The sequence below is a fragment of the Streptomyces sp. NPDC090127 genome (genome assembly GCF_044746945.1).
Classification (GTDB): domain Bacteria; phylum Actinomycetota; class Actinomycetes; order Streptomycetales; family Streptomycetaceae; genus Streptomyces.
In genome coordinates this window covers 1,000,753-1,026,190 of the sequence record NZ_JBIVDE010000003.1, presented here as the reverse complement: position 1 = coordinate 1,026,190, position 25,438 = coordinate 1,000,753, and the positions used below count along the sequence as shown (strand labels likewise).

Below are 25,438 nucleotides of genomic sequence, written 5' to 3'. Positions count from 1 at the left end.
GGAGAGGGACACGGGAAACCACTCTCAGGGTGATTATCACTCGGCGTGCCGAGTGTGGCGATCGTTGACGCACCCCGAGTGACTGCCTACCTTCGTGTGGGCAGGTCAAGGACGGAGGGTCGGCGTGATGAGCAGCGGCGACGGTACGGCGGGGGGCTCCCCCGGGCGCGCGCCCGGGGAAAGCGGTCCGTATCCGCTTCACGGCAGTGTGGGCGACTTCGGGACGGACTCGAGTGCGGGTGCGAGCACGGGCGTGAACGCCGGTGTGGGCGTGGCAGCGGCGGTGGGTGCCCAAGCGGCACCGGACTCCGCGGCGGGCGCGTCGGCCGGTACGGAGACGGTGGGGTACCGCGGGCCGACCGCGTGCGCGGCGGCCGGGATCACCTACCGCCAATTGGACTACTGGGCACGCACCGGGCTCGTCGAACCGAGCGTGCGGCCGGCTTACGGCTCCGGGACGCAGCGTCTCTACAGCTTCCGTGACGTCGTCGTCCTCAAGATCGTCAAGCGTTTCCTGGACACCGGGGTCGCCCTGCAGAACATCCGGGCCGCCGTCCAGCACCTGCGGGCCCGTGGCTTCCGCGACCTGGAGCGGATGACCCTGATGAGCGACGGGGCGACGGTGTACGAGTGCTCCTCGCCGGACGAGGTCGTGGACCTCCTCCAGGGCGGTCAGGGAGTCTTCGGCATCGCCGTGGGCGTGGTCTGGCGGGACGTGGAGGCGGCGCTGTCGCAGCTGCACGGGGAGCGGATCGACACCGGCGAGACGCTCGTCGGACACAACCCGGGCGACGAGCTCGCGCGACGGCGGCGCGACCGGGCGGTCTGAGCGCGGGGCCGGGCTTTCGGGCCGGTGGTGTTCGGCCGGTGGTCCTCGGCTGTGGTCTTCGGGCCGGGGGCCTTCGGGCCGGCAGCCTTGGGGGTGCCGTTCCGGCACGGCGGACGACGTGTCCGCGGCGACCGCCGATTGTCAGTGGCGTAGGGCAGCATCGGAGATGTGAGAGCCGCGCCGACGATCCTGCATCTCGACATGGATGCCTTCTTCGCCGCCGCCGAGCAGGCGGCGAAGCCCAGTCTGCGCGGAAAACCGGTGGTGGTCGGGGGGCTGGGCCCCCGTGGGGTCGTGGCGACGGCGTCGTACGAGGCACGGCGATTCGGGGTGCACTCCGCGATGCCCATGGCGCAGGCGCGGCGGCTCGCGCCGAACGCGGCCTACCTCGTGCCGCGCTTCGCCTTCTACCGGTCGATCAGCGAGCAGGTCATGGAGCTCCTCGGCCGCCTCTCACCGCTGGTGGAGCCTCTGAGCCTGGACGAGGCCTTCGTGGACCTGGAGGCCGGGGGAGTGGCCGACGACAGCGGGACCGCGCGGGAGGCCGGTGAGCGGCTGCGCAGGGACATCCTCGCCACCACGGGGCTGGCGGGGTCGGTGGGGCTCGCGGGGTCGAAGATGCTCGCCAAGATCGCATCCGAGGAGGCGAAGCCGGACGGTCTGGTGCTCATAGAGCCGGGGACCGAGCGGGAACTCCTCGGTCCGAAGTCCGTACGGATCCTCCCGGGCGTCGGGCCGGCCACGGGGGAGCATCTGCGGCGGGCCGGGATGACGACGGTGTCGGACCTCGCGGAAGCGGGCGAGGACGAGCTTGTGCGGCTGCTGGGGCGTGCGCACGGGGCCTCGCTGTACCGGATGGCCCAGGGGTACGACGATCGGCCCGTGGTGGCCGAGAGGGACGCGAAGTCGGTGTCGGTCGAGGACACCTTCGACGTGGATTTGCACGACCGGGTACGGATCCGGGCCGAGGTGGAACGGCTCGCCGAGCGGTGCGTGGGGCGGCTGCGGGCCTCGGGGCACTCGGGGCGGACGATCGTGCTGAAGGTGCGGCGCTTCGACTTCTCGACGCTGACGCGCTCGGAGACGCTGCGGGGGCCCACGGACGATCCCCTGGTGGTGCGGGAGGCGGCGGGGCGGCTGCTGGAGGGAGTGGACACGACCGGCGGGGTGCGGTTGCTGGGGGTCGGGGTGAGCGGGCTGGCGGACTACACCCAGGAGGACCTGTTCGCGCAGGCGGCGGGAATGGAGGGGGCGGGCGCGTCCGGTGCCTCCGGTGGCTCGGGAGCCTCGGGTGCCTCCGGTGGCTCCGGCGCCTCCGGAGACTCGTCGGCCTCGGTTGAGGAGGCGCCCGTGGCGGAGGTCGTCACAGGGGCGGAGGAGCCGGTTGCCGTCGAGCGGAGATGGGCCCCTGGGAACGACGTACGGCATGCCGTGTACGGGGCCGGGTGGGTGCAGGGCAGCGGGGTGGGGCGGGTCACCGTGCGCTTCGAGGAACCGGGGTCGGCACCGGGGAGGGTGCGGACGTTTCTCGTCGACGATCCGGAACTGGCGGCGGGGGAGGCGCTGCCGCTGGTGGGCGGCGGGGAGGGGGCGGCGGCGGTCGCCTGACAGGGGTGCGCCCGGCCTGCGGCCGGGCTGGTGTTCCCACCCGCACCGCCCGTGCGGGTGGCAGGGCAGGGGTGCGGGTCTTCCTGTGGGCCGTGCTGTTCGTCGGCGACCGCGACCGCGACTGCGACTGCGACTGCTACTGCGACTGCGGTGGCGTGGCCGGGGCTCCCACGTGTTGTTCTGGGGGAGTGCCTCTGGGGAGGGGCGGGTTCGGTGTTACTTGTCCTCCTGGCCTGCCAGGCGGCCGAAGTCGTGGTCCGGGGGCGGGGGCGGGGGGAGGGCCAGGCTGTAGTGGCGGTAGAGCTGGAGTTCCTGTTCAGGAGAGAGGTGGCGGCCCACGCCGAAGTCCGGGGCGTCCTTGATCAGGGCGCGTTCGTACGGGATGTGGAGACCGCCCTCGACCAGCTCGCTCGGTTCCAGGGGGACGAACGCGTCCCGGCCGAAGAGGCCCGTACGGACCGCCGCCCACTCGGGGACGCCCGTCGCGTCGTCCAGGTACACCTCGTCCACGGTGCCGATCTTGTGTCCGTTGCGGTCGAACGCCTTGCGGCCGATCAGGCTGCGCGGATCGATGTCGGTCTGCACGGTCCCTCCAACTGGTCGCAACTGCTCTACAAGGACTACGAAAGTGCACATCTGGGATGTCGGCCACTTGAGCGATGCGACCCGGAACCGCGCTGGTAGGCTGGCTGTGGCTGTCGACCCCGTGCGGGAGAGTCCTCCGGAGAAACCTTTCGGAGGCGCCGAAGGAGCAAATCCTCCCCGGAATCTCTCAGGCCCACGTACCGCATGGACGAGGTCACTCTGGAAAGCAGAGCGGAGGTCCGACGGCGTCCGCTCTCACCGACGGTGAAAACCGGCGTGCCTTTGGCGTGCCGGTGAAACTCTCAGGTTGACATGACAGAGGGGGAGGCCGTCCGGGCACCCGCGCCGTGGTGCCCCTCGCAGGTCGTGACGACCAGGAGGCCTCCGTACATGACCGCCCACCGCATTTCGCTCTCCGAGCTCGAACAGGGCATCCCGTTCGAGCAGCGGCACATCGGGCCCGACGCCGAAGCACGGGCCAAGATGCTCGCGCAGGTCGGCTACGGCTCCCTCGACGAGCTCACGGCCGCCGCCGTGCCGGACGTGATCAAGAACGCCGAGGCCCTCGGTCTGCCCGCCGCCCGTACCGAGGCCGAGGTCCTGGCCGAGCTGCGTGAGCTCGCCGACCGCAACCAGGTCCTCGCCCCGATGATCGGGCTCGGGTACTACGGGACGTTCACCCCGCCGGTCATCCTGCGGAACGTCACGGAGAATCCGGCCTGGTACACGGCCTACACGCCGTACCAGCCCGAGATCTCGCAGGGGCGCCTCGAGGCTCTGCTGAACTTCCAGACCATGGTCGCCGACCTCACCGGTCTGCCCACCTCCGGCGCCTCCCTCCTCGACGAGGGCACCGCTGCCGCCGAGGCCATGGCGCTCGCCCGCCGGGTCGGCAAGGTCAAGAACGGTGTCTTCCTCATCGACGCCGACGCCCTGCCGCAGACCATCGCCGTCATCGAGACCCGCGCCGAGCCGACCGGTGTCGAGGTCGTCGTCGCCGACCTCAGCGACGGCATCCCGGCCGAGATCGCCGAGCGCGGTGTCTTCGGCGTGCTCCTGCAGTACCCCGGCGCCTCCGGCGCCGTCCGCGACATCAAGCCGCTCATCGACGCGGCCCACGAGCTCGGCGCCGTCGTCACCGTCGCCGCCGACCTGCTCGCCCTCACCCTGCTGGCCTCCCCGGGCTCGCTCGGCGCGGACATCGCCGTGGGAACGACGCAGAGGTTCGGTGTCCCCATGGGCTTCGGCGGACCGCACGCCGGCTACATGGCCGTCCAGGACAAGCACGCGCGCTCGCTGCCCGGCCGCCTCGTCGGAGTCTCCGTCGACGCCGACGGCAACCGGGCCTACCGCCTGGCGCTGCAGACCCGCGAGCAGCACATCCGCCGGGAGAAGGCCACCAGCAACATCTGCACCGCGCAGGTGCTGCTCGCCGTCATGGCCGGCATGTACGCCGTCTACCACGGCCCGGACGGGCTGAAGCAGATCGCCCAGCGCGTCCACCGCTACGCCTCCGTCCTGGCCGCCGGCCTCACCGAGGGTGGCGTCGAGGTCGTCCACGGCGACTTCTTCGACACGGTCACCGTCCGCGTGCCCGGCAAGGCCGCCGAGGCCGTCGCCGCCGCCCGCGAGGCCGGCGTCAACCTCCACCTCGTCGACGCCGACCACGTCTCGGCCTCCTGCGACGAGACCACCGGCCGCGCGCAGGTCGCCGCCGTCTGGGCCGCCTTCGGCGTCGACGCCGACATCGAGGACCTGGACGCCGCCGTCGAGGACGCCCTGCCCGCCGGGCTGCTGCGCTCCGACGCGTACCTCACCCACCCGGTCTTCCACGCGCACCGCTCCGAGACGTCGATGCTGCGCTACCTGCGCAAGCTCGCCGACCGCGACTACGCGCTCGACCGCGGCATGATCCCGCTCGGCTCCTGCACCATGAAGCTGAACGCGACCACCGAGATGGAGCCGGTGACCTGGCCCGAGTTCGGCCAGATCCACCCCTTCGCCCCGATCGAGCAGGCCCAGGGCTACGTCACGCTCATCACCGAGCTGGAGGAGCGTCTCGCCGAGGTCACCGGCTACGACAAGGTGTCGATCCAGCCCAACGCCGGTTCGCAGGGCGAGCTCGCGGGTCTGCTGGCCGTCCGCGCCTACCACCGCGCCAACGGCGACGAGCAGCGCACCGTCTGCCTCATCCCGTCCTCCGCGCACGGCACCAACGCCGCCTCCGCCGTCATGGCCGGCATGAAGGTCGTGGTCGTCAAGACCGCCGACGACGGCGAGATCGACGTCGCGGACCTGCGCGCCAAGATCGAGCAGTACCGCGACGAGCTGTCCGTGCTGATGATCACCTACCCGTCCACGCACGGGGTGTTCGAGGAGCACGTCGCCGACATCTGCGCCGAGGTGCACGAGGCCGGCGGCCAGGTGTACGTCGACGGTGCCAACCTCAACGCGCTGGTCGGGCTCGCCAAGCCGGGCAAGTTCGGCGGCGACGTCTCGCACCTGAACCTGCACAAGACCTTCTGCATCCCGCACGGCGGCGGTGGCCCCGGTGTCGGCCCGGTCGGTGTGCGCGCGCACCTCGCCCCGTACCTGCCGAACCACCCGCTCCAGCCGACCGCCGGCCCGGAGACGGGCGTCGGTCCGATCTCGGCCGCCCCGTGGGGCTCGGCCGGCATCCTGCCGATCTCGTGGTCGTACGTGCGGCTGATGGGTGGCGAGGGGCTCAAGCGCGCCACGCAGGTGGCCGTCCTCGCGGCGAACTACATCGCCAAGCGCCTGGAGCCGCACTACCCGGTGCTCTACACCGGTCCGGCCGGGCTCGTCGCCCACGAGTGCATCGTCGACCTGCGCCCGCTGTCCAAGGCGACCGGCGTCAGCGTCGACGACATCGCCAAGCGCCTGATCGACTACGGCTTCCACGCGCCGACCATGTCCTTCCCGGTGGCCGGCACGCTGATGATCGAGCCGACCGAGTCCGAGGACCTCACCGAGCTCGACCGGTTCTGCGACACGATGATCGCCATCCGCGGCGAGATCGACAAGGTCGCGTCGGGCGAGTGGCCGGCCGGGGACAACCCGCTGGCCAACGCCCCGCACACGGCCGCGGCGCTGGGCGGCGAGTGGAACCACTCGTACACCCGCGACGAGGCGGTCTTCCCGGCCGGCGTCTCGGCGGCGGACAAGTACTGGCCGCCGGTCCGCCGGATCGACGGTGCCTTCGGCGACCGTAACCTCGTCTGCTCCTGCCCGCCCATGGACGAGTACGACCACTAGGACGGCGCGCCGCACGACATGAGTCAGGGCCGGTTCGGAGAGTCTCTCCGGGCCGGCCCTTGCGGTTCCCTCGTACGCGTCGTGCGCGACATGCCGTCCTGTGGCGTCAGGCGGCGGTCGTCACGCGGCCCGTCGTCAGCGGGCGGTGCGGGGCGATGATCTGGCCGTCCGGCAGCAGTTCACCGGTGTCCTCGAAGAGCAGGACTCCGTTGCACAGCAGGCTCCAGCCCTGCTCCGGGTGGTGCGCCCGCATGCGGGCCGCCTCCCGGTCGGCGGAGTCGGCGGTGGGACAGGCAGGTTGGTGCTGGCACATGGATGGGTTCTTTCGCTGCGTCGTGGTGAGAGTGCGTGTCGTCCTGCGGCTCGGTTCGGTGCTCATGGCCGCCCCCCGTCATCGGTTCGGTTGGTCCAGTCTTCCCCTACGGACGGCGATCCGCAGGTATTTCGCGGCAGCTCTTCCTACTGCATGAAGACGTATCACCCGCGCGGGCGGTTCAGCTCAACTGGGCAGTCTCTTCGGGTGGTTCGGAATAGCCCGGGTGGGCTAGCCCGTACGGGGAGGGGCGTTCGACGGGGGCGTTCGGCGCCCGGGCGGCCTTCCGCTCGGGCAGGTGTGCGGCTCGCGCACGGGCATGAGAGCGCCCCGCGGCCGGGCCGGCCGCGGGGCGGGACGGGCACTCCTCAGGGGTGGTTCAGGCCGGCGCCGGGGTGCCGAAGAGCGGCGGAGGAGCCAGCCGCATGGTGAGGACCGGCAGCAGGTCGGCGACCAGATGCGGCTGGTTCGCCGCGATACCGGGCGGCGCCGGGGCGAGTGGGATGAGCAGGTCGGCCGGATCGGGCGTGGACGACGCCCCGTCGGCCTCCGTGTCACCGTGCAGCCAGAGCGTCAGCATGTACAACTCCGGTACGGACAGCAGCCTCGGCTGGTAGGTCGTGGGCAGCGCCTCGGCCTGGAGCAGGGCGCGTTCGGTGGCGGAGACGTAAGGGCCTTCGAAGAAGTGCGAGAAGGCCCAGCCGTCGGGTGTGAGCATGGTGTCGGCGGCGGCCACCGCCCGGTCGGTGCCCCGGATCAGGAAGCGCCAGCCGGCCAGCCGCGTGCGCGGGGCCTGCCCGGGCGGGGTGACCTGGTCCCGTACGTCGACGACCTGGTCCCGTACGTCGAGGACGTGCACGGGCAGGGGCAGCTCGGGGCTCAGTGGCCCCTGGGCCGACCGCAGGGCGGGGGTTCGCGCCTCGCGGACGGCGGTGGGGGAACCGAGGGCCGCGAGGACACTGCGCAGGGCCGGCCCGGGGGCCGGGGTGGGTCGGAGCATGATGGGTCGCCTCTCGCTCAGGAGACACGGTGATGCGTGGGCAGGTACGACGGCGCTGTGGGCTGCCGGGCCGAAAGGGCCATGAAGCCATGGCCGGGCGCCAACACTCTGCCTCGTTCGCGGAGTTTATACGAGACGTGTTCACGCAGTGTTTCCGCTAGCGGTCGCCGATATTGCAGGCAAGGCCGCATCCGGTCTTGCTCCTGAGGCGATTCATCGTATTTGTGATGCCTATCGGCCGTCTGCCTGCGGGAACTTCACCGGAGCGGACGGCCGGATATCGACCCCATGTTTTCCGTGAATATGGTCGCGGAATATGTCTATTGCGGTATGCCCGTGGGACGTGCCGGATGGGTGCTCGAACCAGCCTATCGTTCAACGAGGACGGCCCGCAGGCGTTATGGATCAATCGTCTGGGGCATCATCGTCCGTGACGCGCGCGGCCGTCGCCGTGGCCGCCCGATCGGAAGGGACGCTTCCATGGGGGAGAAGGTCGTGGCAGACGGGTTCGACCTGTCCGATCGGCAGCGATACCGCAGGAAGCTCCAGCAGTGCCTGGCGGGGCTCGCGAGGCTCCTGGCGGAGAAGAGGTTCGACCGGCCGAGGAATCTGATGGGCCTGGAGATCGAACTCAATCTCGCGGGCGCCGACGGCATGCCCAGGATGGTGAATGGGGCCGTCCTGGAACGTATCGCCAGCCCCGATTTCCAGACGGAACTGGGAATGTTCAATCTGGAAGTGAACATCGCCCCGCACCGGCTCGGCGGTCGCGTTTTCGACCGGCTCGCGGAGGAGCTCAGGGCCGGTCTTGGATATGCCGACCGCAAGGCCCGGGAACTCGACGCGGGCGTCGTCATGATCGGAATTCTGCCGACCCTGGCCCAGGACGATCTCGTCTCGGACAACCTCTCCGACGTCGACCGGTACACGCTCCTCAACGACCAGATCGTCGCCGCCCGGGGAGAGGAGTTCACCCTCGACATCCACGGCGTCGAGCGCCTGAGCTGCACGGCCACGTCGATCGTGCCCGAGGCGGCCTGTACGTCCGTGCAACTGCACCTCCAGGTCACGCCCGGCCGGTTCGCCGCCGTGTGGAACGCGGCGCAGGCCGTGGCGGCCGTCCAGATCGCCGTCGGCGCCAACTCGCCGTTCCTCTTCGGCCACGAACTGTGGCGCGAGTCCCGGCCGCCGCTCTTCACCCAGGCCACCGACACCCGGCCGCCGGAGCTCCAGGCCCAGGGGGTGCGACCGCGGACCTGGTTCGGGGAGCGCTGGGTGGACTCCGCGTACGACCTCTTCGAGGAGAACCTCCGGTACTTCCCCGCCCTGCTGCCCATCTGCGACGACGAGGACCCGCTCCGCGTCCTGGACCAGGGCGGCGTGCCACGGCTGCAGGAACTGGTCCTGCACAACGGGACCGTGTACCGCTGGAACCGGCCGGTCTACGGCTGGGTCGACGGCGTCCCGCATCTGCGCGTGGAGAACCGGGTGCTGCCGGCCGGGCCGACCGTCACGGACGTCGTCGCCAACGCGGCCTTCTACTACGGCCTGGTGCGGGCGCTGGCCGAGGACACCCGGTCGCCGATCTGGAAGCGGCTCCCCTTCGAGGACGCCTCCGCGAACTTCGACGCCGCGTGCCGTCACGGCATCGACGCGGAGCTGCGCTGGCCGCGCCCCGGGCGGTCGGGCGGGGTGGCGGCCGTACCGGCGGTGCGCCTCGTCCTCGACGAGCTCCTGCCGCTGGCGGCGGCCGGGCTCGACGCCTGGCACGTCGAGCCGGCCGATCGCGACTTCTACCTCGGGGTCATCGAGGAACGGTGCCGGGCCCGGGTCAACGGCGCGTCATGGCAGGCCGACACCTTCCACCGGGCGCTGGCGTCCGGTCTGGACCGGGACGCGGCCCTGGCGGCCACGACCCGCCGGTACGTCGAACTGATGCGGGGCGGCGAGCCGGTGCACCGGTGGCCGGTGGGGATCGGGTAGCCGGCCCGGGCCTCCCCTGAATGGCGCGCGGCGGGGGCCTTCACGCATGATCTCCGTACCCGGAAAGCGATGGGGAAGTGGAGACAGGTGTGGTGTCGGATCAACGAGTGGTGCCTGATGCCCTTCCGCCGGGAGGGCTCCCGCGCGGGATCCTGCGCTCCGAGACCCTGATCGTCCTGGCGTTGTCGCTCGGCGCGAGCGCGCTGTCGTCCCTCATCAGCTTCATCGGTTCGCTGACCAAGCCCGGCGGGCTGAAGGACCAGGCGGCGACGCTCAACGGCTCGTACGCGCCCGGGCGGCCGTGGCTCGACCTGGCCTGGCAGCTCTTCGGCATCGCCACGGCGCTCGTTCCGGTGGTGCTTGTCGCGCACCTGCTGCTGCGAGAGGGCGCGGGGATGCGGGCGCTCGGCTTCGACCGGACCCGGCCCTGGCCCGACCTCGGCAGGGGTGCGCTGGTCGCGGCCGGGATCGGGAGCGCGGGGCTCGCGTTCTACCTCGCGGCGCGGGGCGCCGGGTTCAATCTGACCGTGGTGCCCGAGTCGCTGCCGGACGTGTGGTGGAAGTACCCGGTGCTGATCCTGTCGGCGGTGCAGAACTCCGTACTGGAGGAGGTCATCGTCGTCGGCTATCTGCTGCGCAGGCTCGGGCAGTTGGGCTGGACGCCGATGGCCGCACTGGTGGCGAGTTCGGTGCTGCGCGGCTCGTACCACCTCTACCAGGGCATCGGCGGCTTCGTCGGCAACGTCGTGATGGGCGTCGTCTTCGTCTACCTCTACCGCCGCTGGGGGCGGGTGGGCCCGCTGGTGGTGGCGCACGCGCTGCTCGACATCGTGGCCTTCGTCGGCTACGGGCTGCTGGCGGGACGGGTGGGCTGGCTGCCGACCGTGTAGGGCCGGCGCGGGGCGGCCGATCCGGGGAGGGGCGTACGGCGACGGCTGTACGCCCCTTCGGCGTCCCGGCGCGGGCGTACGGCGGTGGGTTGTACGCCCCTCGTGGGTCCCGAGAGCGGGCGTACGGTCGCGGGTTGTACGCCCCTCTCGGGTTCCTGGGTCGTCAGGCGTGCAGCTCGCCTTCGATGACCGTGACCGCGGTGCCGGTGAGCAAGGTGCGGTCGCCGCGCAGCCGGGTGCGGACGATGCCGGTACGGGCGCCGCCCTGGAATCCCGAGAGGTCGTCGCGGCCGAGGCGGGCGGACCAGAGCGGGGCGAGCGCGGTGTGGGCGCTGCCGGTCACCGGGTCCTCGTCGATGCCGAGGCGCGGGAAGAAGCCGCGGGAGACGAAGTCGTAGCCCCGCTCGGGTTGTTCGGCGGCGGCGGTGACGATGACGCCGCGCGCGGAGAGGGCGACCAGGGCCGCGTGATCGGGGGTCAGGGCGCGTACGGTGGCCTCGTCGCGCAGCTCGACGACCAGGTCTCCGACGTGGCCGGCGGTGTCGTGGACCGAGACGATCTCGGCGCCGAGGGCCTTCGCCAGCCCGTCGGGGGCGGTGACGGGGGTCAGCGACGAGGTGGGGAAGTCCATGGTGATGGAGGAGTCCGGGGCGGCCGTGGCGCTGAGGATGCCGCAACGGGCCGAGAAGCGGACGGTGCCGGTCGCGGTGCCCGTGGTGTGCAGGACGTGCGCGGTGGCGAGGGTGGCGTGCCCGCACATGTCGACCTCGGCGGCCGGCGTGAACCAGCGCAGCGCCCAGTCGGCCTCGCCGCCGGGGGGAAGGGGGTGGGCGAAGGCCGTCTCGGAGAGGTTGACCTCGGCGGCCACCTTCTGGAGCCAGTCGTCCTCGGGGAAGGCGTCGAGGAGGAGGACCCCTGCCGGGTTGCCGGAGAAGGGGCGGTCGGTGAAGGCGTCGACGATTCGGATCCGCATGGACCGGACCGTACCGTGAGGGGAAAGCGGCAGGCCAAGGCCAATCCGGGAGCACTGGACCGATCTCGGTCGGCGGGGTTGCGCGCGTACCCGATCGGCACATGCGCGAGCGGCGCTGGGCCGGGAGCCACGGGCCGGGGGCCGGGCGCCACGGGCCGGGGGCCGGGCGCCGGGAGCGGGAGTCGCGGGCCGGGTGCGGGTGCGGGTGCGGGGGCCACGGGCGGGTGCGGGGAGCCGGGCGCGGGGGCCACGGGCCGGGTGCGGGGAGCCGGGCGCCGGTCGTCAGACGTCCTCAGTCCTTGTCGGTCACGGCGGCCGCGTCCCGCGCCCTGTCGTCGGCCTCCCGCGCGGTGCGCTCCAGGCGACCGCGGTACTCCTCCCACCAGGCCGCGCCCTCCGGCGGGACGCTGGTGTTGCCCTGGTTCATCCCGACGGCGCCGTCGATGAGTTCCCGGAGGATGTCGGCGTGGCCGGCGTGCCGGTGCGTATCGGCGATGACGCGTACGACGGCGTGGTGCAGCGTCACGTCGTCCCTGCCCTCGGGCCACCAGGGCACCGTGCCGACCGTCTCCAGGGCCAGCGCGCCGATCGTCGCGTCCGCGTGCGCCCAGGCCCGGCGGTAGAGCCCCACGATCTGCTCGCGTGATTCCTCGGCGATGGCCCACATGTCCGCGTTGGGCTCGGCACCGTCCTCGAACCAGGGCAGTGGCTCGCCGGACGGCCGCCCGAAGGTGTCCCCGAGGTACCCCAGCTCCACGGTCGCCGCGTGCTTCACCAGGCCCAGGAGGTTGGTGCCGGTCGGTGTCATCGGGCGGCGGACGTCGTACTCGGAGAGCCCGTCGAGCTTCCAGAGCAGGGCGTCGCGAGCGGACTGGAGGTAGAAGCGGAGGTCGGCCTTGGGATCCGTGGCGGTCATGGGGCCTCAGTCTGCCGCGCGGATGATCGTCCGCAAGCGATTTCCCTCGCCCGGGGGCAACCGACCCGCCTGCTCCGCCGCCCCGCGCGCCGCTGACCTGCGCGTTCGGGCAGGGTTGGCAAACGAAGTATTCCGATATATCGTTGAGGCATCGCGATCGTTCAATGATGTAACCCGATGGAAGGAGCGTTGCGATGCGTTCACATGGACACGAACACGGACATGGAGACTGCGGACCCGGCCCTCGTGGTTGGGGTGGCCCTCGCGGTGACGACGAGCGGCGGCGTGCCGCGTTCGGGCCGTTCGGGCCCGGGTTCGGTGGTGGCCCCTTCCGGGGCGGGCCGTTCCCCGGCGGGCGCGGTCATGGCGGCGGCCGGGGGAGGGCGCGGCGCGGAGACGTGCGGGCCTCGATCCTCGCGCTGCTGAAGGACCGGCCGATGCACGGTTACGAGATGATCCAGGAGATCGGCGAGCGCAGCGGTGGGGCGTGGAAGCCCAGCCCCGGCTCGGTCTACCCGACCCTGCAGCTCCTCGAGGACGAGGGCCTGATCACCAGCGAGAGCGAGGGCGGCAAGAAGCTGTTCACGCTCACCGAGACCGGCCGCACCGAGGCCGAGTCGGGGCCGGAGGCCCCCTGGGAGGAGGCCGGCCGCGGTGTCGACTGGGAGGCAGTCAACGAGATCCGGCAGGCCGGCTTCGGTCTGATGGAGGCGTTCGGCCAGGTCTGGAAGACCGGCAGCGCCGAGCAGCGGCAGAAGGCTGTCGAGGTCATCAACGAAGCCCGTAAGAAGCTGTATCTGATCCTCGCCGATGAGGGCTGAGGTCAGGCTTCGGGACCGGAAGGCGAAGGGCCCCCGCGGTGGTTGCCGCGGGGGCTCTTCGTGCGTGCTCGGGGTCGCTCAGGTCACCAGGCCGGTCAGCTTGCGCAGTGACTCGTTCAGGGCCGCCGTCGCCGAGTCCTTCAGCCTGCCCGCCATCAGGGAGACGGCGGCGCCCGTGAAGTCGCCGTCGATCCGGACCGTCGTGGCGTCCCCGTCCGGCGCCAGTGAGTAGCGCGTCCCCACGATCACGCCCATGGGGCCCTTGCCCCGGATGGCCAGGACGCGCGCCGTCTCCAGCTCCTCCACCGTCCAGGTCACCTCGGCGGGGAAGCCCATCAGCTTCATGTTCTCCGCGAAGGTGGCCCCCGCCTCCAGGGTGGTCGGACCGCCGTTCGGGAAGTTCGTGTGGGTGGCGTTCCACTCGCCGTACGAGGAGAAGTCCGTCAGCCGCGCCCAGACCTTCTCGGTCGGCGCCTCGATCCGTGCCTCCGCGCTGACTTCGGCCATGCGACCACCCCTTCGACGCGTTTCCGTCCGACTCACTCTGGTGTCGCGGAACGTAGCCGGGTGGCCGTGAACATTCAATACTGATGAACCGTCAGTTCTTCGACGTCGCCGATCCACCAGATCTGCGCCGCGTCGAACCAGTCGGAGGCGCGCGGGCCGCCGCCTTCGTCATGGCAGTGGAACGCGGCCCAGAAGAGATCGGCGGGCAGTGCCTCACGCGGTGCGTACACGCGGTAGAGGTACTGCCGCCCGTCGAGTGCGAGCAGGGCGACCATCCAGAACATGTCCAGGAGACGAAACGGAGGGGCCTCGTGGTTGCGTTCGGGGCGCAAAGCAAGGCGGCGCGCGCCCCTCGGGGGTGAGGAAGTGCAATCTCCTCCGTAAGGAGGAGGAACCGTTCGCCTGTGCCCAACTCCGGTGGGATGCGCACATGCTCCTCGGCGGGGATGTTCCGGCCGCCGGAGGCTGATGAGGTGGAAGGGTGCATAGCCCTGTCCCTCGCGTACCGCAGCAGCCCACCTCCCGCCGCCCGGAGATCCAGCTCGGCCGACTCACCGCCGAACTCGCGACGGTCGTGGCGAGCGCGCGCCGCCGAGCCCTGCGCGACGGTGACCGGCACATCGACACCGCCCATCTGCTGCACTCCCTCGTCGAGTCCGACCCCGAGGTCGGCGCCGCCTTCGAGGGCGGCGCGCCGCAGCTCGCGCGCGTCCGCGGCTATCTCGTCCAGCGCTCCATCGGGTACGGCCTGCGCTGGCGGGGCTCGGTCGAGGACTCCGGTGCCCTGGATGTCGTACGGGACGCGGCGGCCGCCGCCGGCTGGTCGCCGACGGCCGCCGCCGCGATGGACGGCGCCTGGGAGCGAGCCGCGCTGCGCGGAGACCAGCGGGCGCGGGGCCTCGATCTGCTGGCCGTCATCGCCGCCGATCCGGACAGTCGGGCCGTCGAGGTGCTGCGTCGGGCCGGGGTCGATCCGCTCGCGCTCGCCGACCGGATCGGGGAGCTGTCTCAACAGGTGTGACGGGGGTGACGCTCCTGACGCCGTCCTGTCATGATGGCCGGATGCACGCGTCTCAGGGGAGAAGCGCCGGCCTGGGACTCGCCCTGGCCTCGGCCTTCGCATTCGGTGGTTCAGGTGTGGCGGCCAAGCCGCTCATCGAAGCGGGACTCGACCCGCTCCATGTGGTGTGGCTCCGGGTCGCCGGTGCCGCCCTGGTCATGCTGCCCGTGGCCTGGCGCCATCGCGACCTCCTGCGGCGCAAGCCCGCCCTGCTCGCCGGTTTCGGCCTTCTCGCCGTCGCCGGGGTCCAGGCCTTCTACTTCGCCTCGATCTCCCGGATCCCGGTCGGCGTCGCGCTGCTCATCGAGTACCTCGCGCCGGCCCTCGTCCTCGGCTGGGTCCGCTTCGTCCAGCGGCGGCCCGTCACCCGCGCCGCCGCGCTCGGTGTGGTCCTGGCCGTCGGCGGCCTCGCCTGTGTCGTCCAGATCTGGTCCGGGCTCAGCTTCGACCTGCTCGGACTCCTCCTCGCGCTCGGCGCCGCCTGCTGCCAGGTCGGCTACTTCGTCCTCTCCGACCAGGGCGGCGACGAGTCCGACCCGGTCGACCCGCTTGGCGTCATCGCGTACGGCCTGCTCTTCGGCACCCTCGTCCTGACCGTCGTGGCCCGGCCGTGGGGGATGGAGTGGTCGGTGTTGGGCGGTACGGCGGACCTCGACGGGACGAGCGCGCCCGCCTGGCTGCTGCTCGGGTGGATCGTGCTCGTCGCCACCGTCCTCGCGTACGTCACCGGCGTCGTCTCGGTCCGTCGGCTCTCGCCGCAGGTGGCCGGTGTCGTCGCCTGCCTGGAAGCCGTGATCGCGACGGTCCTGGCCTGGGTGCTGCTCGGCGAACACCTCCAGGCGCCGCAGATCATCGGTGGTGTGGTGGTGCTCGTCGGCGCGTTCATCGCGCAGTCCTCGACGCCGAAGGTGGCATCGGTGGAGCCCGTCGCCGGGTCCGGGGCGAGCGCCCCGGACAGCGCGGAGTTGTCCGCCGGACGGACCGCCCCGTAGGGTGACGATCATGCATTCGACCGTGCTTCCGCCTCCTGCCGCCTAGGCGCGGGCGGCCACTCTCCCTGACGAAGACCGGGCTCGGGCAGTCCCCGAGCGGTTCGTCGCTGCCCGCGTGCGGAGTTGAGCGACCCCATCACCCCGTCTTCACACGGAGAAGTACGTGTCGAATTCCTCCCTTTCCACCTCCGCGCCCACGGCGGCCGTGCCTGCCGTCGGGTCACCCGTCGGGCGGAGTCTGCTCTATCTGATCGTCGCCGGAATCGCCTGGGGCACCGCCGGCGCGGCGGCCTCGCTGATCTTCCGGGTCAGTGACATGGGACCGCTGGCGCTGTCCTTCTGGCGCTGCGCCGGTGGGCTCGCGCTGCTGCTCGGGGCGCTCGCCCTGCGCTCCCGGTCTCGACGGGCCTCCACCGTCGGGGTCGCGGAGCCGCGTCGGCGGCGGCTGATCCGGATCCTCGGTACGGGGATCGGCCTGACCGTCTTCCAGAGCGCCTACTTCGCCGCTGTCGAGGCCACCGGGCTCGCTGTCGGCACCGTCGTCACCCTCGGCGCGGGCCCCGTTCTCATCTCGCTCGGCGCCCGCCTCACCATGGGCGAGCGGCTGGGCCGTGGCGGTGTGGCGGCTGTGGGCGGCGCGCTCGCCGGACTGGCCGTGCTCGTCCTCGGCGGCGAGGGCGCCGAGGTCCGGCCGGCCGGGGTGGGCCTCGCGGTGCTCTCGGCGGCCGGATACGCGGCGATCACCCTGCTCACTCGGTGGCTCGGCCGTGACGGGGGCGGCTCGGACGCGCTGTCGACGACGACATGGGCGTTCGCGATCGGGGCCGTCGGGCTGCTGCCGGCGGCCTTCGTGGAGTCCCCCGGGGGGCTGCTGCCGCAGACCGGGCAGCCGGTGGAGGTGCTCTGGCTGCTGGTGTACGTGGCGGCGGTGCCGACGGCGCTCGCGTACGCGTTGTACTTCGCCGGGGCGGCCGTCGTACGGGCCGCGACGGTGTCCGTGATCATGCTCCTCGAGCCGGTCGGCGCGGCCGTCATCGCCGTGACCGTGCTGGGGGAGAGGCTGACCGTCGCGACCGTGGCGGGCACGTTCCTGCTGCTCGTGGCCGTCACCGGGCTCGCCCTCGCGGAGGCGCGGGCGGCGACGGTCCGCCGTAGGGGCGCGGTGGCCGCGGCGTAGGTCGGATGTGGCGTGTGGGGGCCCGGGCGGGGAACGGCCGGGCCCCCGGTGGTGCTGCCTCAGGCCGTGGGGAGGTAGGCCGGCAGGGCGATGGACGGGTCGAGGTCGTCCGCCGGGATCGGGGCGCCGTAGGCCCTGCCGACCGGGACCACTCCGGACCAGTGGGGGAGCGTCGCGTCCTCCGGGTCGTCGTTCGGGCCGCCCGTGCGGAGCTTGGCGGACACCTCGTCGAGGTCCAGGCGCAGGACGGCCGTCGCGGCCAGCTCCCTGGCGTTGGCCGGGCGGGAGTCGGCGGCGCGGCCGGGGACGACGTGGTCGACCAGCGCGTCGAGCGCGGTGCGCCGTTCCTCGGGGTCGGTGACCTGGTAGGCGGTGCCGTGGACCACGACCGAGCGGTAGTTCATCGAGTGGTGGAACGCCGACTTGGCCAGGACCAGGCCGTCGACGTGGGTCACCGTCAGACAGACCGGCAGCCCGGGGGCCTCGGCGCCCGAGCCGGCCATGCGCAGCGGCCGGGAGCCGGTGGAGCCGTGGACGTAGAGCCGGTCGCCGATCCGGCCGTAGAGCGTCGGCAGCACGACCGGCGCGCCGTCGCGGACGAAGCCGAGGTGGCAGACGTACGCCTCGTCGAGTATCGAGTGCACCAGGGCGCGGTCGTACGAGGCGCGGTCACGGGAACGGGTGGGGATGGTCCGCTCGGTCGGCTCGTAGGTGTCCGTCGTCATTGCGCTCTCCATTGCACTAGTGCATAATCGTGTTTGTGCTAGGAGAGTATCGGATCGAAGGGCGCCGCGCATCGGAGATTGCCGCGAGCGTCGAGCGCGGGGTCGCCGCAGGCGCGCTGAAGCCGGGGCAACTGCTGCGCCCCATGCGGGAGTTGGCCGCCGCCCTCGGGGTGAACCCGAACACCGTCGCCGCCGCGTACCGGACCCTGCGTGAGCGCGGGGTCATCGAGACCGACGGCCGGCGCGGCAGCCGGGTGCGGGCGCGACCGGCGACGACGGCGCGCGGCTCGATCCGGGTCGAGGCGCCGGAGGGCGTACGGGACGTCAGTCGGGGCAACCCCGACCCGGAGCTGCTGCCGCCGCTCGGTGCGGCGCTCGCCGAGGCCGCGCGGCGGGCGGCGCAGCTGCCCGGGCTGTACGGGGAGGCACCGGTGGACGAGGAGTTCGCCCGGCTCGCCCGGGCCGCGCTGGACGCGGACGGGGTCCCCGACGGCCCGGTCGCCGTCGCCTCGGGGGCGCTGGACGCGATCGAGCGGGTCCTCGCCGTCCACCTCAGGCCCGGGGACGCGGTCGCCGTCGAGGACCCGGGGTGGGTCAGCCTCCTCGACCTCGTACCGGCCCTCGGACTGCGGCCCGTGCCCGTCGCGGTCGACGACGAGGGGCCGCTGCCCGCGGCCGTCGCGGCGGCGCTGCGGGACGGGGCGCGTGCGGTGATCGTCACCGACCGCGCGCAGAACCCGACCGGCGCCGCCGTCGGCGCGGAGCGGGCCGCCGCCCTGCGTCGTGTGCTCGCGGACCATCCGGACGTGCTGCTCGTCGAGGACGACCACGGTCACGGCATCGTCGACCTGCCGCTCTCCCCGCTGGCCGGAGTGACCCGTCACTGGGCCTTCGTGCGCTCCGTGGCCAAGGCGTACGGGCCGGATCTGCGGGTGGCGTGTCTGACCGGCGACCACGAGACCGTCGATCGGGTCCTCGGGCGCCAGCAGCTCGGCCCGGGCTGGGTCAGCAGACTCCTCCAGCGCGCGGTCGCACACCTGTGGGCGACGGGGGCGGTGGACCCGGCGGTCGTCGCGGGGGCGTACGCGGAGCGGCGCGACGGGCTCGTACGGGCCCTGGCGCGGCGCGGAGTCGAGGCGTACGGGAAGAGCGGGATGAACGTGTGGGTCCCGGTCTCCGACGAGACCGGCGCGGTGACCCGGCTCCTCGGCGCGGGGTGGGCGGTGGCCCCCGGCGCCCGCTTCCGCCTGGACACCGGGCCGGCGGTCCGGCTCACCGTCTCGGGGCTGCGAGCGGCGGACATCGAGCCCCTGGCCGACGCGATCGCCCTCGCGGCGGGGCCGGCGCCGGCCAGGAGCTACGGCTGAGGGGTGACCCGTCCACTGACACCCTGACCCCTGACCCCTGACCCCTGGCCCCTGGCCCCCGGGGTCCGACGGGGTCCCGCGGGGCAGGGGCCAGGGACGGCGGCTATGCGTGGCCTGCCGGGTGGCGGTCTGCGGTCGGTGTCGGTGTGGGCGCGGGTGTGGGCACCGGGGCCGGTGCGGGTGCCGTTGTCGGCGCCGGTGCGAGCGCCGTTGCGGCTGTCGCTGTCGCTGTCGCTGTCGCTGTCGCTGTCGCTGTCGGTGCAGGCGCAGGCTCATGTGTCACCACGTGCACCCTGTTCTTCGGGTGTCTCGCCGGGGCGCGGCGCTGGGTCAGGGCCGCGCCCGCGAGGACGATCGCCGCGCCGACCGGGGTGTTCCAGGTGAGCCGCTCGTCCAGGAGGGCGACGCCCGCCGCCGTGGCGATCACCGGGATGAAGTACGTGACCATCGACGCCGTCGTCGGGCCGACCTCGGACACGACGCCGTACTGCAGCAGCATCGCGTACCCCGTGCCGAGCGCGCCCAGGGCGATCACGGCGAGCAGCGGAACGACCTCGACCGACGACGGGAGCGACGTGAACAGAGGCGTCACCACCGCCAGTTGCAGCGTCGCGATCCCCACCTGGGACCCGGCGAGCGAGAGGTTCGAGGCGCCGGTGCCCGCCAGCGTGCGGCGGACGTAGATCCAGCCGACCGCGTAGCTGAAGGAGGCGAGCAGGGCCATCGCCGTGCCCGTGACGTCGAGTCCGGAGAAGCCCTGCCAGGCGCCGAGCACCGTCAGGACGCCGATGAAGCCGATGCCGAGCCCCGCCGCGCGCACCCGGGTCGGGCGGTCCTCCGAGAGCGCGACCAGCGAGAGGACCATGCCCCACAGGGGCGTCGTCGCGTTGCAGATCCCCGCGAGCGTCGAGGGGATGGTCAGTTCGGCGTACGAGAAGAGCGAGAACGGCAGCGCGTTGAGCAGGAACGCCGCCACCGTCAGATGGAGCCATGTGCGGCGGCCGCGCGGCAGCCGCTCCCGCTTGGCCACCATCGCGACGGCCAGCACCGCCGTACCGAACAGCAGACGGCCGAAGGTCACCTGGAACGGCGCGAACCCCTCCGTGCCGACCTTGATGAAGACGAAGCTGAAGCCCCAGATCAGGGCCAGTACGCCGAAGCGGACCCGCCAGTCCAGGAGGCGCGGGCGGCGGGCGGGGGGAGAGGTCGCGGAGCTCATGCCCTCAGAGTGGCCTCAGTCATCTCGTAGAACAAGCGAGATTAAATGAAGCTCTCCCCTTAGTATTGCTTACATGTTGAATCTGGAGCGCTTGCGGACCCTGGACGCCGTCGCACGGCACGGTTCGGTCAGCGGTGCGGCCGACGGCCTGCACGTCACGACCTCGGCCGTCTCGCAGCAGCTGTCCAAGCTGGAGCGGGAGATCGGCCAGCAGCTGCTCGCCAAGAACGGACGGGGCGTCCGGCTCACCGACGCCGGTCTGCTGCTCGCCGAGCACGCGGCGCGCATCCTCTCGCAGGTGGAGCTCGCCCAGGCCGACATCGAGGCGCAGCGCGGTCAGGTGGTCGGCGAGGTGCGGATCGCGGCCTTTCCGACCGCGGCGCGCGGGCTGCTGCCCGGCGCCCTCGCCGCGCTGCGCACCGCCCATCCCGATCTCCGGGTGAAGACCACCGAGCTGGAGCCCGAGCGGGGCATCCGGGAGGTGCTGCGGGGCGACGCCGACCTCGCGATCGTCCTGGACTGGAGCAACAAACGAGCCCCGGTGCCGGGAGGTCTCGAGCGCGCGCACCTCCTGGACGACGCGGCGGACGTCGCCATGCCCGTCGACCACCCGCTGGCCGGGCGGGAGGAGGTGGACCTGACCGACTTCGGCGACGACGACTGGGTCTCGTGGCCCGAGGGCGAGTTCTGCCACGACTGGCTGATGTTCACGCTGCGCTCGCAGGGCATGGAGCCGCGCATCGCCCACCTCGCCGGCGAGCACCACACCCAGCTCGCGCTGATCGCCGCCGGACTCGGGGTCTGTGTCACCCCTCGCCTCGGTCGCGGCCCGACGCCGGAGGGGATCGCGTTCGTGCCGGTACGGCAGAAGATGAAGCGGCACATCTACGCGACCTGGCGCAGCGACGCCGACCGGCGGCCGTCGATCCGGGCCGCGGTCGAGGCGCTGCGGGGGGTGGGGGGCCCGCTGAGTCTCTGAGGCCGGAGCGGGCGTTCAGGGCTCCGCCAGTTCAGAGCCCTGCTGGTTCTCAGAGCTCCGCCAGTCTTCAGAGCCCCGCGAGCCTTCGGAGTCCTGCTGGTTTCAGAGGCCTGCCAGTTTGCGGAAGTCCCAGGAGACGACGGCGTCCGGCGTCAGCTTCAACCAGGCGTGCCGACCGTCGTGCGGCATCTCCTCCAGGCCGAAGTTCTTCGCGGTGAACAGGCGTTCCGGCACGTCGAGTTCGGGACACGGCTCGCCGGTGCGCGGGGCCTCGCCGACGAAGACCGCCGTGCCCGACAGCTCGACGCCGCGCAGCTCTCCGTACTCCACGCCGTCGTCGACGACCACCGCGATCCGTGGGTCGGCGCGCAGCTCCGCCCAGCGACGGCTCCTGGTGATCGAGTAGAGCCAGAGCGAGGTCCCGTCCCAGACGAACCAGAGGGCCCCGACATGGGGCCGACCGTCCGCGGAGACGGTCGCGACCCGGCAGGTCCGCTGTTCGGTGAGGAAGGCGTCCAGCTCGTCCGGGGTCATCATGATCCGGCGCCCACGGCGCTGTGCGACGGTCATCGCCCGCCCCTTTCCGTAGTTCTGATTGAGTGTCAGAAATCATGGGTCCTCTTCCCTCCTGGGGCAAGGGTGGCTAGCCTCCCCGGCCCGGAGTACGCGGAGACGGCGCAGGGGGACAGGGGAGATCATGACCAGTGCGAAAGAGTGGGCCCAGCTCCAGGAGCAGCTCGACCCCGCCGGAACGGTGCTGCTCACGGTCGAATGCCAGCAGGGAGTCGTCGGCCGGAACAGCGCACTGCCCGAACTGGCCACCGCCGCCCGCTCGTCGGGCGCGCTGGCCAACGTCGCCCGGCTCGTCTCGGCCGCGCACGAGGCCGACGTGCAGGTGATGCACGCCGTCGCCGAGCGCCGGCCGGACGGGCGCGGCGCCAACTCCAACGCCCGGCTCTTCCGCGCCGCCGCCCGGCTGCCGGTGCAACAGCACAGCGGCAGTACGGCGGTTCGGATCGCCGAACCCATCGAGGTCGCCGACCAGGACCTGGTCGTACGGCGGTTGCACGGTCTCTCGCCGCTCGCGGGGACCGACGTCGACCCGCTGCTGCGCAACCTCGGCTGCCGCACCCTCGTCGTGACCGGTGTGTCGGCCAACGTGGCGATCCCCAACGCCGTCTTCGACGCGGTCAACCTCGGATACACCGTGGTCGTGCCCGGGGACGCCATCGCGGGGGTGCCGGCCGACTACACCCCCGCGATGATCCGTCACACCCTCGCGCTCGTCTCCACCGTCACCACCACGGAGCAGGTGCTGCGCTGCTGGAAGAGCCCGCGGCGCGTCACGCGAGCGTGATCGAGTCCCCGTCCACCTGGATCGGGGTCGGCGGCAGCGGCGCGGTGGCCGGGCCGCCCTTCACGCTGCCGTCCGAGAAGTCGAACAGGCTCTGGTGGCACGGGCAGGTGATGACCCCGTCGGCCACCCCGCTGACGGCGCAGCCCTGATGGGTGCACGTGGAGGAGAACGCTTTGAACTCGCCCGCCTTCGGCTGGGTGATCACCACTCCCCGACCGTCGATGACCTTGCCGCCGCCCACCGGGATGTCCGCCGTCTTCGCGAGCGGCGCCCCTGCCTCCGCCGGGGCGTCCGCCCCGCCGCCGCTGCCTCCCTTGCCGTCCGTGCCGCTGCCGCCGCCGCTGCCGCAGGCGGCGAGCGCCGCCACCAGGCCCGCGCCACCCGCCGCCGAGACGACCGTCCGACGTGCCACTCCACTCATCGCACTCCCCTTGCGTTCCGATCCGACCAGCCGATCGTGGATCGAGGCGATCACCTTGTGGAAGTGAGTACGAGCGGGAGCCCTGAAACGTTCAACCTCTCGATGCGACGGACCCGCCCAGGGCCGCCAGGACCTCGCCCGCCAGGGCCACCGGGTCGCCGGACGGGCGCGTCGGGTAGGACACGTGACCACGCGCCCAGGTGTCGTCCACCGCGAACCAGTCGACGGCGGCCGGAGCCGTACCGTTCACCAGCGCCTGGTCGAGACCGGCGAAGTACGCCCGCCAGCGCGGCCCGTACAGGTCCTGGAGCAGACCGGACCACTCACGGTTGGCGTAGTCACGCAGCCCGCCCTCGCTCGGCACGCGGTCGCCCCAGGTCGTCAGGATCGAGCGGGCGTCGTACTCGAGCCGGTCGCGCTCGGCGGCGTCCGCACCCCAGGACCGCGCGGCGGAGAGCCACGGCCCGAGCAGGAACCGCCGATCGGAGCCGACCAGCCGGCCGAGCAGCTCCCCATCGCGGTTCCACTCGCCCACCAGCGCCCGGAAGACCGCCAGGTCCTTCGCCTCGTACGCCGTCCTGATGCGGGGGAGGAGGACCCGGCTGCGGTTGGCGAGCGCCTGGCGGGCGACATCGACCAGGTCGTAGCGGTACGCGTCCGTGGTCCGCAGCTTCGGGTCCACCTGGAGCAGCTCCGCGAGCGCGCGCTCCACCCGCTCCGGGTCGTACCGCATCGACGGCGGGCTCCACCGGGCGGAGCGCACCGCCGTCAGGCTCGGCCGTGCGGTGAACAGGCCGTCCTGCGGCTCGCTCCACGCCCCCGTGGGCATGCTGTACGGGCCGAGCCGCAACTGCTCCCACGCGGCGGTCGCGTGCGGGTCGGCGCCGCCGTAGCGGCGGGAGGCGTACGCGGCGAACCAGGCGGCCTGGTCGACCGGCTCGGACTGCCAGGCGAGTTCGGTGAAGAGGTCGAAGGCCGCCGGGTTCCCGCCGGTGGCCTCCGGCAGGTACGCGATGCCGCGCAGCGCGCTGCCGGGCTCGGCCAGCCACGCGTGGAAGCGGCTCACCCACGCGCCGGTGTTGGCGCCCAGGCTGGTGTGGCCGCCGAAGTTGGGGATCGTGCCGAAGGCGTAGGGCGTACCGCCCCACTGCGCCTCCCGGTCCAGGTCGTCGTACCGGTCCGAGAGACCGTCGACGACGAGGACCCGGCTGCGGTCCACCCCGCTGAGGAGGGACTCCGACGGGTTGTTCTGCCAGCCGAGCATGACCCAGGTGGCGCCGGGGTGCGCGCCGTCCAGGGCCTGCTGGACGGCGCGTGCCGCGCTCGGGACGTCGACGGAGCCGGCGCTGCCGCCCTCGTGCAGCAGGTCCATCTTGAACATGTCGGTGTCGCCGAACTTCTGCTGCTGTACGCGGTAGTAGGTGGCCGCCAGCTGCCCGAAGACCGGCCCCGTCGGGTCCAGCCAGTCGGGGCGCGGGAACCCCACCCACCTGCCCTGGGGCACCGTGACCGCGCCCGGGTTGCGGTCGGCGAAACCGGGCGGCACCGTGCCGAAGAAGCCCGGCAGGACGGGGGTCATGCCCAGCGCGCGCAACCGGTCCGCGATGCGGCGGCCCAGGTCCGCGCGGGCGTCGACCAGCTGCCGTGAGACCGGGCCCGCGAAGCCGGACAGGTTCTGCAGCAGCCACCAGCTCTGATGGGCCGGGCCGGGGATCCACGCGCGCAACTCGGCCTCGCCGTAGCCGAACCTCTGGAGCGTCTCGTAGTACGTGTACTCGGCGCCGGTCGGGACGAAGACCTCGTTCACCCCGTGCAGCGCCAGCAGGTCGATGTCGCGCTGGTAGGAGGCGAAGTCCCGGTACGGGCCGGAGTAGCCCTCGTCGGTGTCGTTGAGGGCGTAGCGGTGGGGCACGCTCGCCGAGCGCGTGATCGTGCCGCCGACGGCGGGGAGCGTCGCCGGCAGACGGCCGAGGCTGTCCCCGGGCCAGCCGACGTCGACACCGGCGACGTGCTCCAGGTACCAGCCGACGCCGGTCAGCAGCGTGGCCGGCGACGTGCCCCGTACGACGATCGCCCCCCGCACGCCGGAGACGGCGAAGTAGTCGCCGGTGGCGGGGCGCTCGACCGGGACGAGCGTGAACTGCGCGGCCCGGGAGGCCAGCAGCCGCTCCAGACCGGCCCGCGCGGGGGCGGCGTCGAACGTCGCGGCTCGGGTGGCGCGCCACCCTGTGGCGGGTGTGGCGGGTGTGGCGGGTGCGGCGGCGGTGGGCCCGAGTGCGGTGGCGTGGAGGGCTGTGGCGGGTGCTCCGGGTGTGGCGGGTGCGGCCGGGAGGGCCGTGGCCGGGCATGCCAGCGCGTGCGTCGCGGCCAGCGCCACGGCGACGAGCGTCAGGCGACATCGAAGGACCCTGTGACTGCCCATCTGGCTCCCTGGTCGGAG

24 protein-coding genes and 1 riboswitch are annotated in these 25,438 nt (G+C 72.4%); of the genes, 12 read left to right on the top strand and 12 right to left on the bottom strand.

All coding sequences use genetic code 11. The features are described from left to right. Positions 1-127: 127 nt before the first annotated feature. Complete coding sequence (locus ACIPPS_RS15495; protein ID WP_401431327.1) at positions 128-829, top strand: MerR family transcriptional regulator; 702 nt, start codon at positions 128-130, stop codon at positions 827-829. Positions 830-997: 168 nt separating this feature from the next. After that, positions 998-2,437, top strand: a complete 1,440-nt coding sequence (locus ACIPPS_RS15490) for a DNA polymerase IV (RefSeq protein WP_401431324.1) — start codon at positions 998-1,000, stop codon at positions 2,435-2,437. A gap of 216 nt (positions 2,438-2,653) precedes the next feature. Here ACIPPS_RS15490 and ACIPPS_RS15485 read toward each other — a convergent pair whose 3' ends face one another. Beyond that, positions 2,654-3,022 carry a PRC-barrel domain-containing protein gene (locus ACIPPS_RS15485; protein WP_401431321.1) on the bottom strand — a complete coding sequence of 123 codons (369 nt, stop codon included), beginning with the start codon at positions 3,020-3,022 and terminating at the stop codon, positions 2,654-2,656. 114 nt (positions 3,023-3,136) lie between these two features. Further along, positions 3,137-3,235: riboswitch (glycine riboswitch) on the top strand. 177 nt (positions 3,236-3,412) lie between these two features. Between ACIPPS_RS15485 and gcvP the strand changes: the two genes are divergently transcribed. Beyond that, the gene (gcvP, locus tag ACIPPS_RS15480; protein ID WP_401431318.1) at positions 3,413-6,298 is read left to right on the top strand and encodes an aminomethyl-transferring glycine dehydrogenase; all 2,886 of its coding nucleotides are present in this window, start codon (positions 3,413-3,415) and stop codon (positions 6,296-6,298) included. 106 nt (positions 6,299-6,404) lie between these two features. Here gcvP and ACIPPS_RS15475 read toward each other — a convergent pair whose 3' ends face one another. Next, positions 6,405-6,611: a DUF5999 family protein gene (locus ACIPPS_RS15475; protein WP_401431316.1), complete on the bottom strand. Its 207-nt coding sequence runs from the start codon at positions 6,609-6,611 to the stop codon at positions 6,405-6,407. Between the two features lie 379 nt (positions 6,612-6,990). Further along, positions 6,991-7,611, bottom strand: a complete 621-nt coding sequence (locus ACIPPS_RS15470; RefSeq protein WP_401431314.1) for a hypothetical protein — start codon at positions 7,609-7,611, stop codon at positions 6,991-6,993. A 480-nt stretch (positions 7,612-8,091) separates the two neighbouring features. Here ACIPPS_RS15470 and ACIPPS_RS15465 point away from each other — a divergent pair, with 480 nt between their 5' ends. Both ACIPPS_RS15465 and ACIPPS_RS15460 read left to right on the top strand, forming a co-directional pair. Next, positions 8,092-9,594 (top strand): glutamate-cysteine ligase family protein, encoded by a 1,503-nt coding sequence (locus tag ACIPPS_RS15465; protein ID WP_401431311.1) that lies wholly within the window; start codon positions 8,092-8,094, stop codon positions 9,592-9,594. Between the two features lie 110 nt (positions 9,595-9,704). Continuing rightward, the gene (locus tag ACIPPS_RS15460; RefSeq protein WP_401431308.1) at positions 9,705-10,484 is read left to right on the top strand and encodes a CPBP family intramembrane glutamic endopeptidase; all 780 of its coding nucleotides are present in this window, start codon (positions 9,705-9,707) and stop codon (positions 10,482-10,484) included. 163 nt (positions 10,485-10,647) lie between these two features. Here ACIPPS_RS15460 and ACIPPS_RS15455 read toward each other — a convergent pair whose 3' ends face one another. Together ACIPPS_RS15455 and ACIPPS_RS15450 are read right to left on the bottom strand one after the other, a co-directional pair. Then, positions 10,648-11,457: a PhzF family phenazine biosynthesis protein gene (locus ACIPPS_RS15455; RefSeq protein WP_401431305.1), complete on the bottom strand. Its 810-nt coding sequence runs from the start codon at positions 11,455-11,457 to the stop codon at positions 10,648-10,650. 292 nt (positions 11,458-11,749) lie between these two features. Then, a complete protein-coding gene (locus ACIPPS_RS15450; protein ID WP_401431303.1) occupies positions 11,750-12,373 on the bottom strand; it encodes a DinB family protein in 624 nt (207 codons plus the stop codon). A 194-nt stretch (positions 12,374-12,567) separates the two neighbouring features. Here ACIPPS_RS15450 and ACIPPS_RS15445 point away from each other — a divergent pair, with 194 nt between their 5' ends. Next, the gene (locus tag ACIPPS_RS15445; RefSeq protein ID WP_401431301.1) at positions 12,568-13,194 is read left to right on the top strand and encodes a PadR family transcriptional regulator; all 627 of its coding nucleotides are present in this window, start codon (positions 12,568-12,570) and stop codon (positions 13,192-13,194) included. 78 nt (positions 13,195-13,272) lie between these two features. On the opposite strand, the gene ACIPPS_RS15440 is transcribed toward ACIPPS_RS15445, so the two are convergent. Together ACIPPS_RS15440 and ACIPPS_RS15435 are read right to left on the bottom strand one after the other, a co-directional pair. Beyond that, complete coding sequence (locus ACIPPS_RS15440) at positions 13,273-13,701, bottom strand: SRPBCC family protein (RefSeq protein WP_401431299.1); 429 nt, start codon at positions 13,699-13,701, stop codon at positions 13,273-13,275. A 74-nt stretch (positions 13,702-13,775) separates the two neighbouring features. Beyond that, complete coding sequence (locus ACIPPS_RS15435; RefSeq protein WP_401431297.1) at positions 13,776-13,985, bottom strand: hypothetical protein; 210 nt, start codon at positions 13,983-13,985, stop codon at positions 13,776-13,778. Positions 13,986-14,182: 197 nt separating this feature from the next. On the opposite strand from ACIPPS_RS15435, the gene ACIPPS_RS15430 reads away from it, so the two are divergent. From ACIPPS_RS15430 to ACIPPS_RS15420, 3 genes are all read left to right on the top strand, one after another. Beyond that, complete coding sequence (locus ACIPPS_RS15430; RefSeq protein WP_401431295.1) at positions 14,183-14,722, top strand: Clp protease N-terminal domain-containing protein; 540 nt, start codon at positions 14,183-14,185, stop codon at positions 14,720-14,722. Positions 14,723-14,763: 41 nt separating this feature from the next. Continuing rightward, positions 14,764-15,753 carry an EamA family transporter gene (locus tag ACIPPS_RS15425; protein WP_401431292.1) on the top strand — a complete coding sequence of 330 codons (990 nt, stop codon included), beginning with the start codon at positions 14,764-14,766 and terminating at the stop codon, positions 15,751-15,753. A 163-nt stretch (positions 15,754-15,916) separates the two neighbouring features. After that, positions 15,917-16,930: a DMT family transporter gene (locus ACIPPS_RS15420; RefSeq protein WP_401431289.1), complete on the top strand. Its 1,014-nt coding sequence runs from the start codon at positions 15,917-15,919 to the stop codon at positions 16,928-16,930. 59 nt (positions 16,931-16,989) lie between these two features. On the opposite strand, the gene ACIPPS_RS15415 is transcribed toward ACIPPS_RS15420, so the two are convergent. Then, entirely contained in the window at positions 16,990-17,655 is a 666-nt protein-coding gene (locus ACIPPS_RS15415; protein WP_401431286.1) for a pyridoxamine 5'-phosphate oxidase family protein, read from the bottom strand. 35 nt (positions 17,656-17,690) lie between these two features. On the opposite strand from ACIPPS_RS15415, the gene ACIPPS_RS15410 reads away from it, so the two are divergent. Beyond that, positions 17,691-19,022: an aminotransferase class I/II-fold pyridoxal phosphate-dependent enzyme gene (locus ACIPPS_RS15410; protein ID WP_401431283.1), complete on the top strand. Its 1,332-nt coding sequence runs from the start codon at positions 17,691-17,693 to the stop codon at positions 19,020-19,022. Positions 19,023-19,125: 103 nt separating this feature from the next. Here ACIPPS_RS15410 and ACIPPS_RS15405 read toward each other — a convergent pair whose 3' ends face one another. Further along, entirely contained in the window at positions 19,126-20,241 is a 1,116-nt protein-coding gene (locus ACIPPS_RS15405; protein ID WP_401431280.1) for a DMT family transporter, read from the bottom strand. 73 nt (positions 20,242-20,314) lie between these two features. Here ACIPPS_RS15405 and ACIPPS_RS15400 point away from each other — a divergent pair, with 73 nt between their 5' ends. Further along, positions 20,315-21,220 (top strand): LysR substrate-binding domain-containing protein, encoded by a 906-nt coding sequence (locus ACIPPS_RS15400; RefSeq protein WP_401431277.1) that lies wholly within the window; start codon positions 20,315-20,317, stop codon positions 21,218-21,220. Between the two features lie 102 nt (positions 21,221-21,322). Here ACIPPS_RS15400 and ACIPPS_RS15395 read toward each other — a convergent pair whose 3' ends face one another. Continuing rightward, complete coding sequence (locus ACIPPS_RS15395; protein ID WP_401431274.1) at positions 21,323-21,790, bottom strand: pyridoxamine 5'-phosphate oxidase family protein; 468 nt, start codon at positions 21,788-21,790, stop codon at positions 21,323-21,325. Between the two features lie 127 nt (positions 21,791-21,917). On the opposite strand from ACIPPS_RS15395, the gene ACIPPS_RS15390 reads away from it, so the two are divergent. After that, entirely contained in the window at positions 21,918-22,577 is a 660-nt protein-coding gene (locus ACIPPS_RS15390; protein WP_401431271.1) for a cysteine hydrolase, read from the top strand. On the opposite strand, the gene ACIPPS_RS15385 is transcribed toward ACIPPS_RS15390, so the two are convergent. Both ACIPPS_RS15385 and ACIPPS_RS15380 read right to left on the bottom strand, forming a co-directional pair. Further along, the gene (locus ACIPPS_RS15385) at positions 22,564-22,998 is read right to left on the bottom strand and encodes a Rieske (2Fe-2S) protein (RefSeq protein WP_401431268.1); all 435 of its coding nucleotides are present in this window, start codon (positions 22,996-22,998) and stop codon (positions 22,564-22,566) included. The two genes, ACIPPS_RS15390 and ACIPPS_RS15385, sit on opposite strands and share 14 nt — an antisense overlap. Positions 22,999-23,089: 91 nt before the next feature. Then, positions 23,090-25,420, bottom strand: a complete 2,331-nt coding sequence (locus ACIPPS_RS15380) for an alpha-N-acetylglucosaminidase (protein ID WP_401431265.1) — start codon at positions 25,418-25,420, stop codon at positions 23,090-23,092. Between the last annotated feature and the right edge of the window lie 18 nt (positions 25,421-25,438).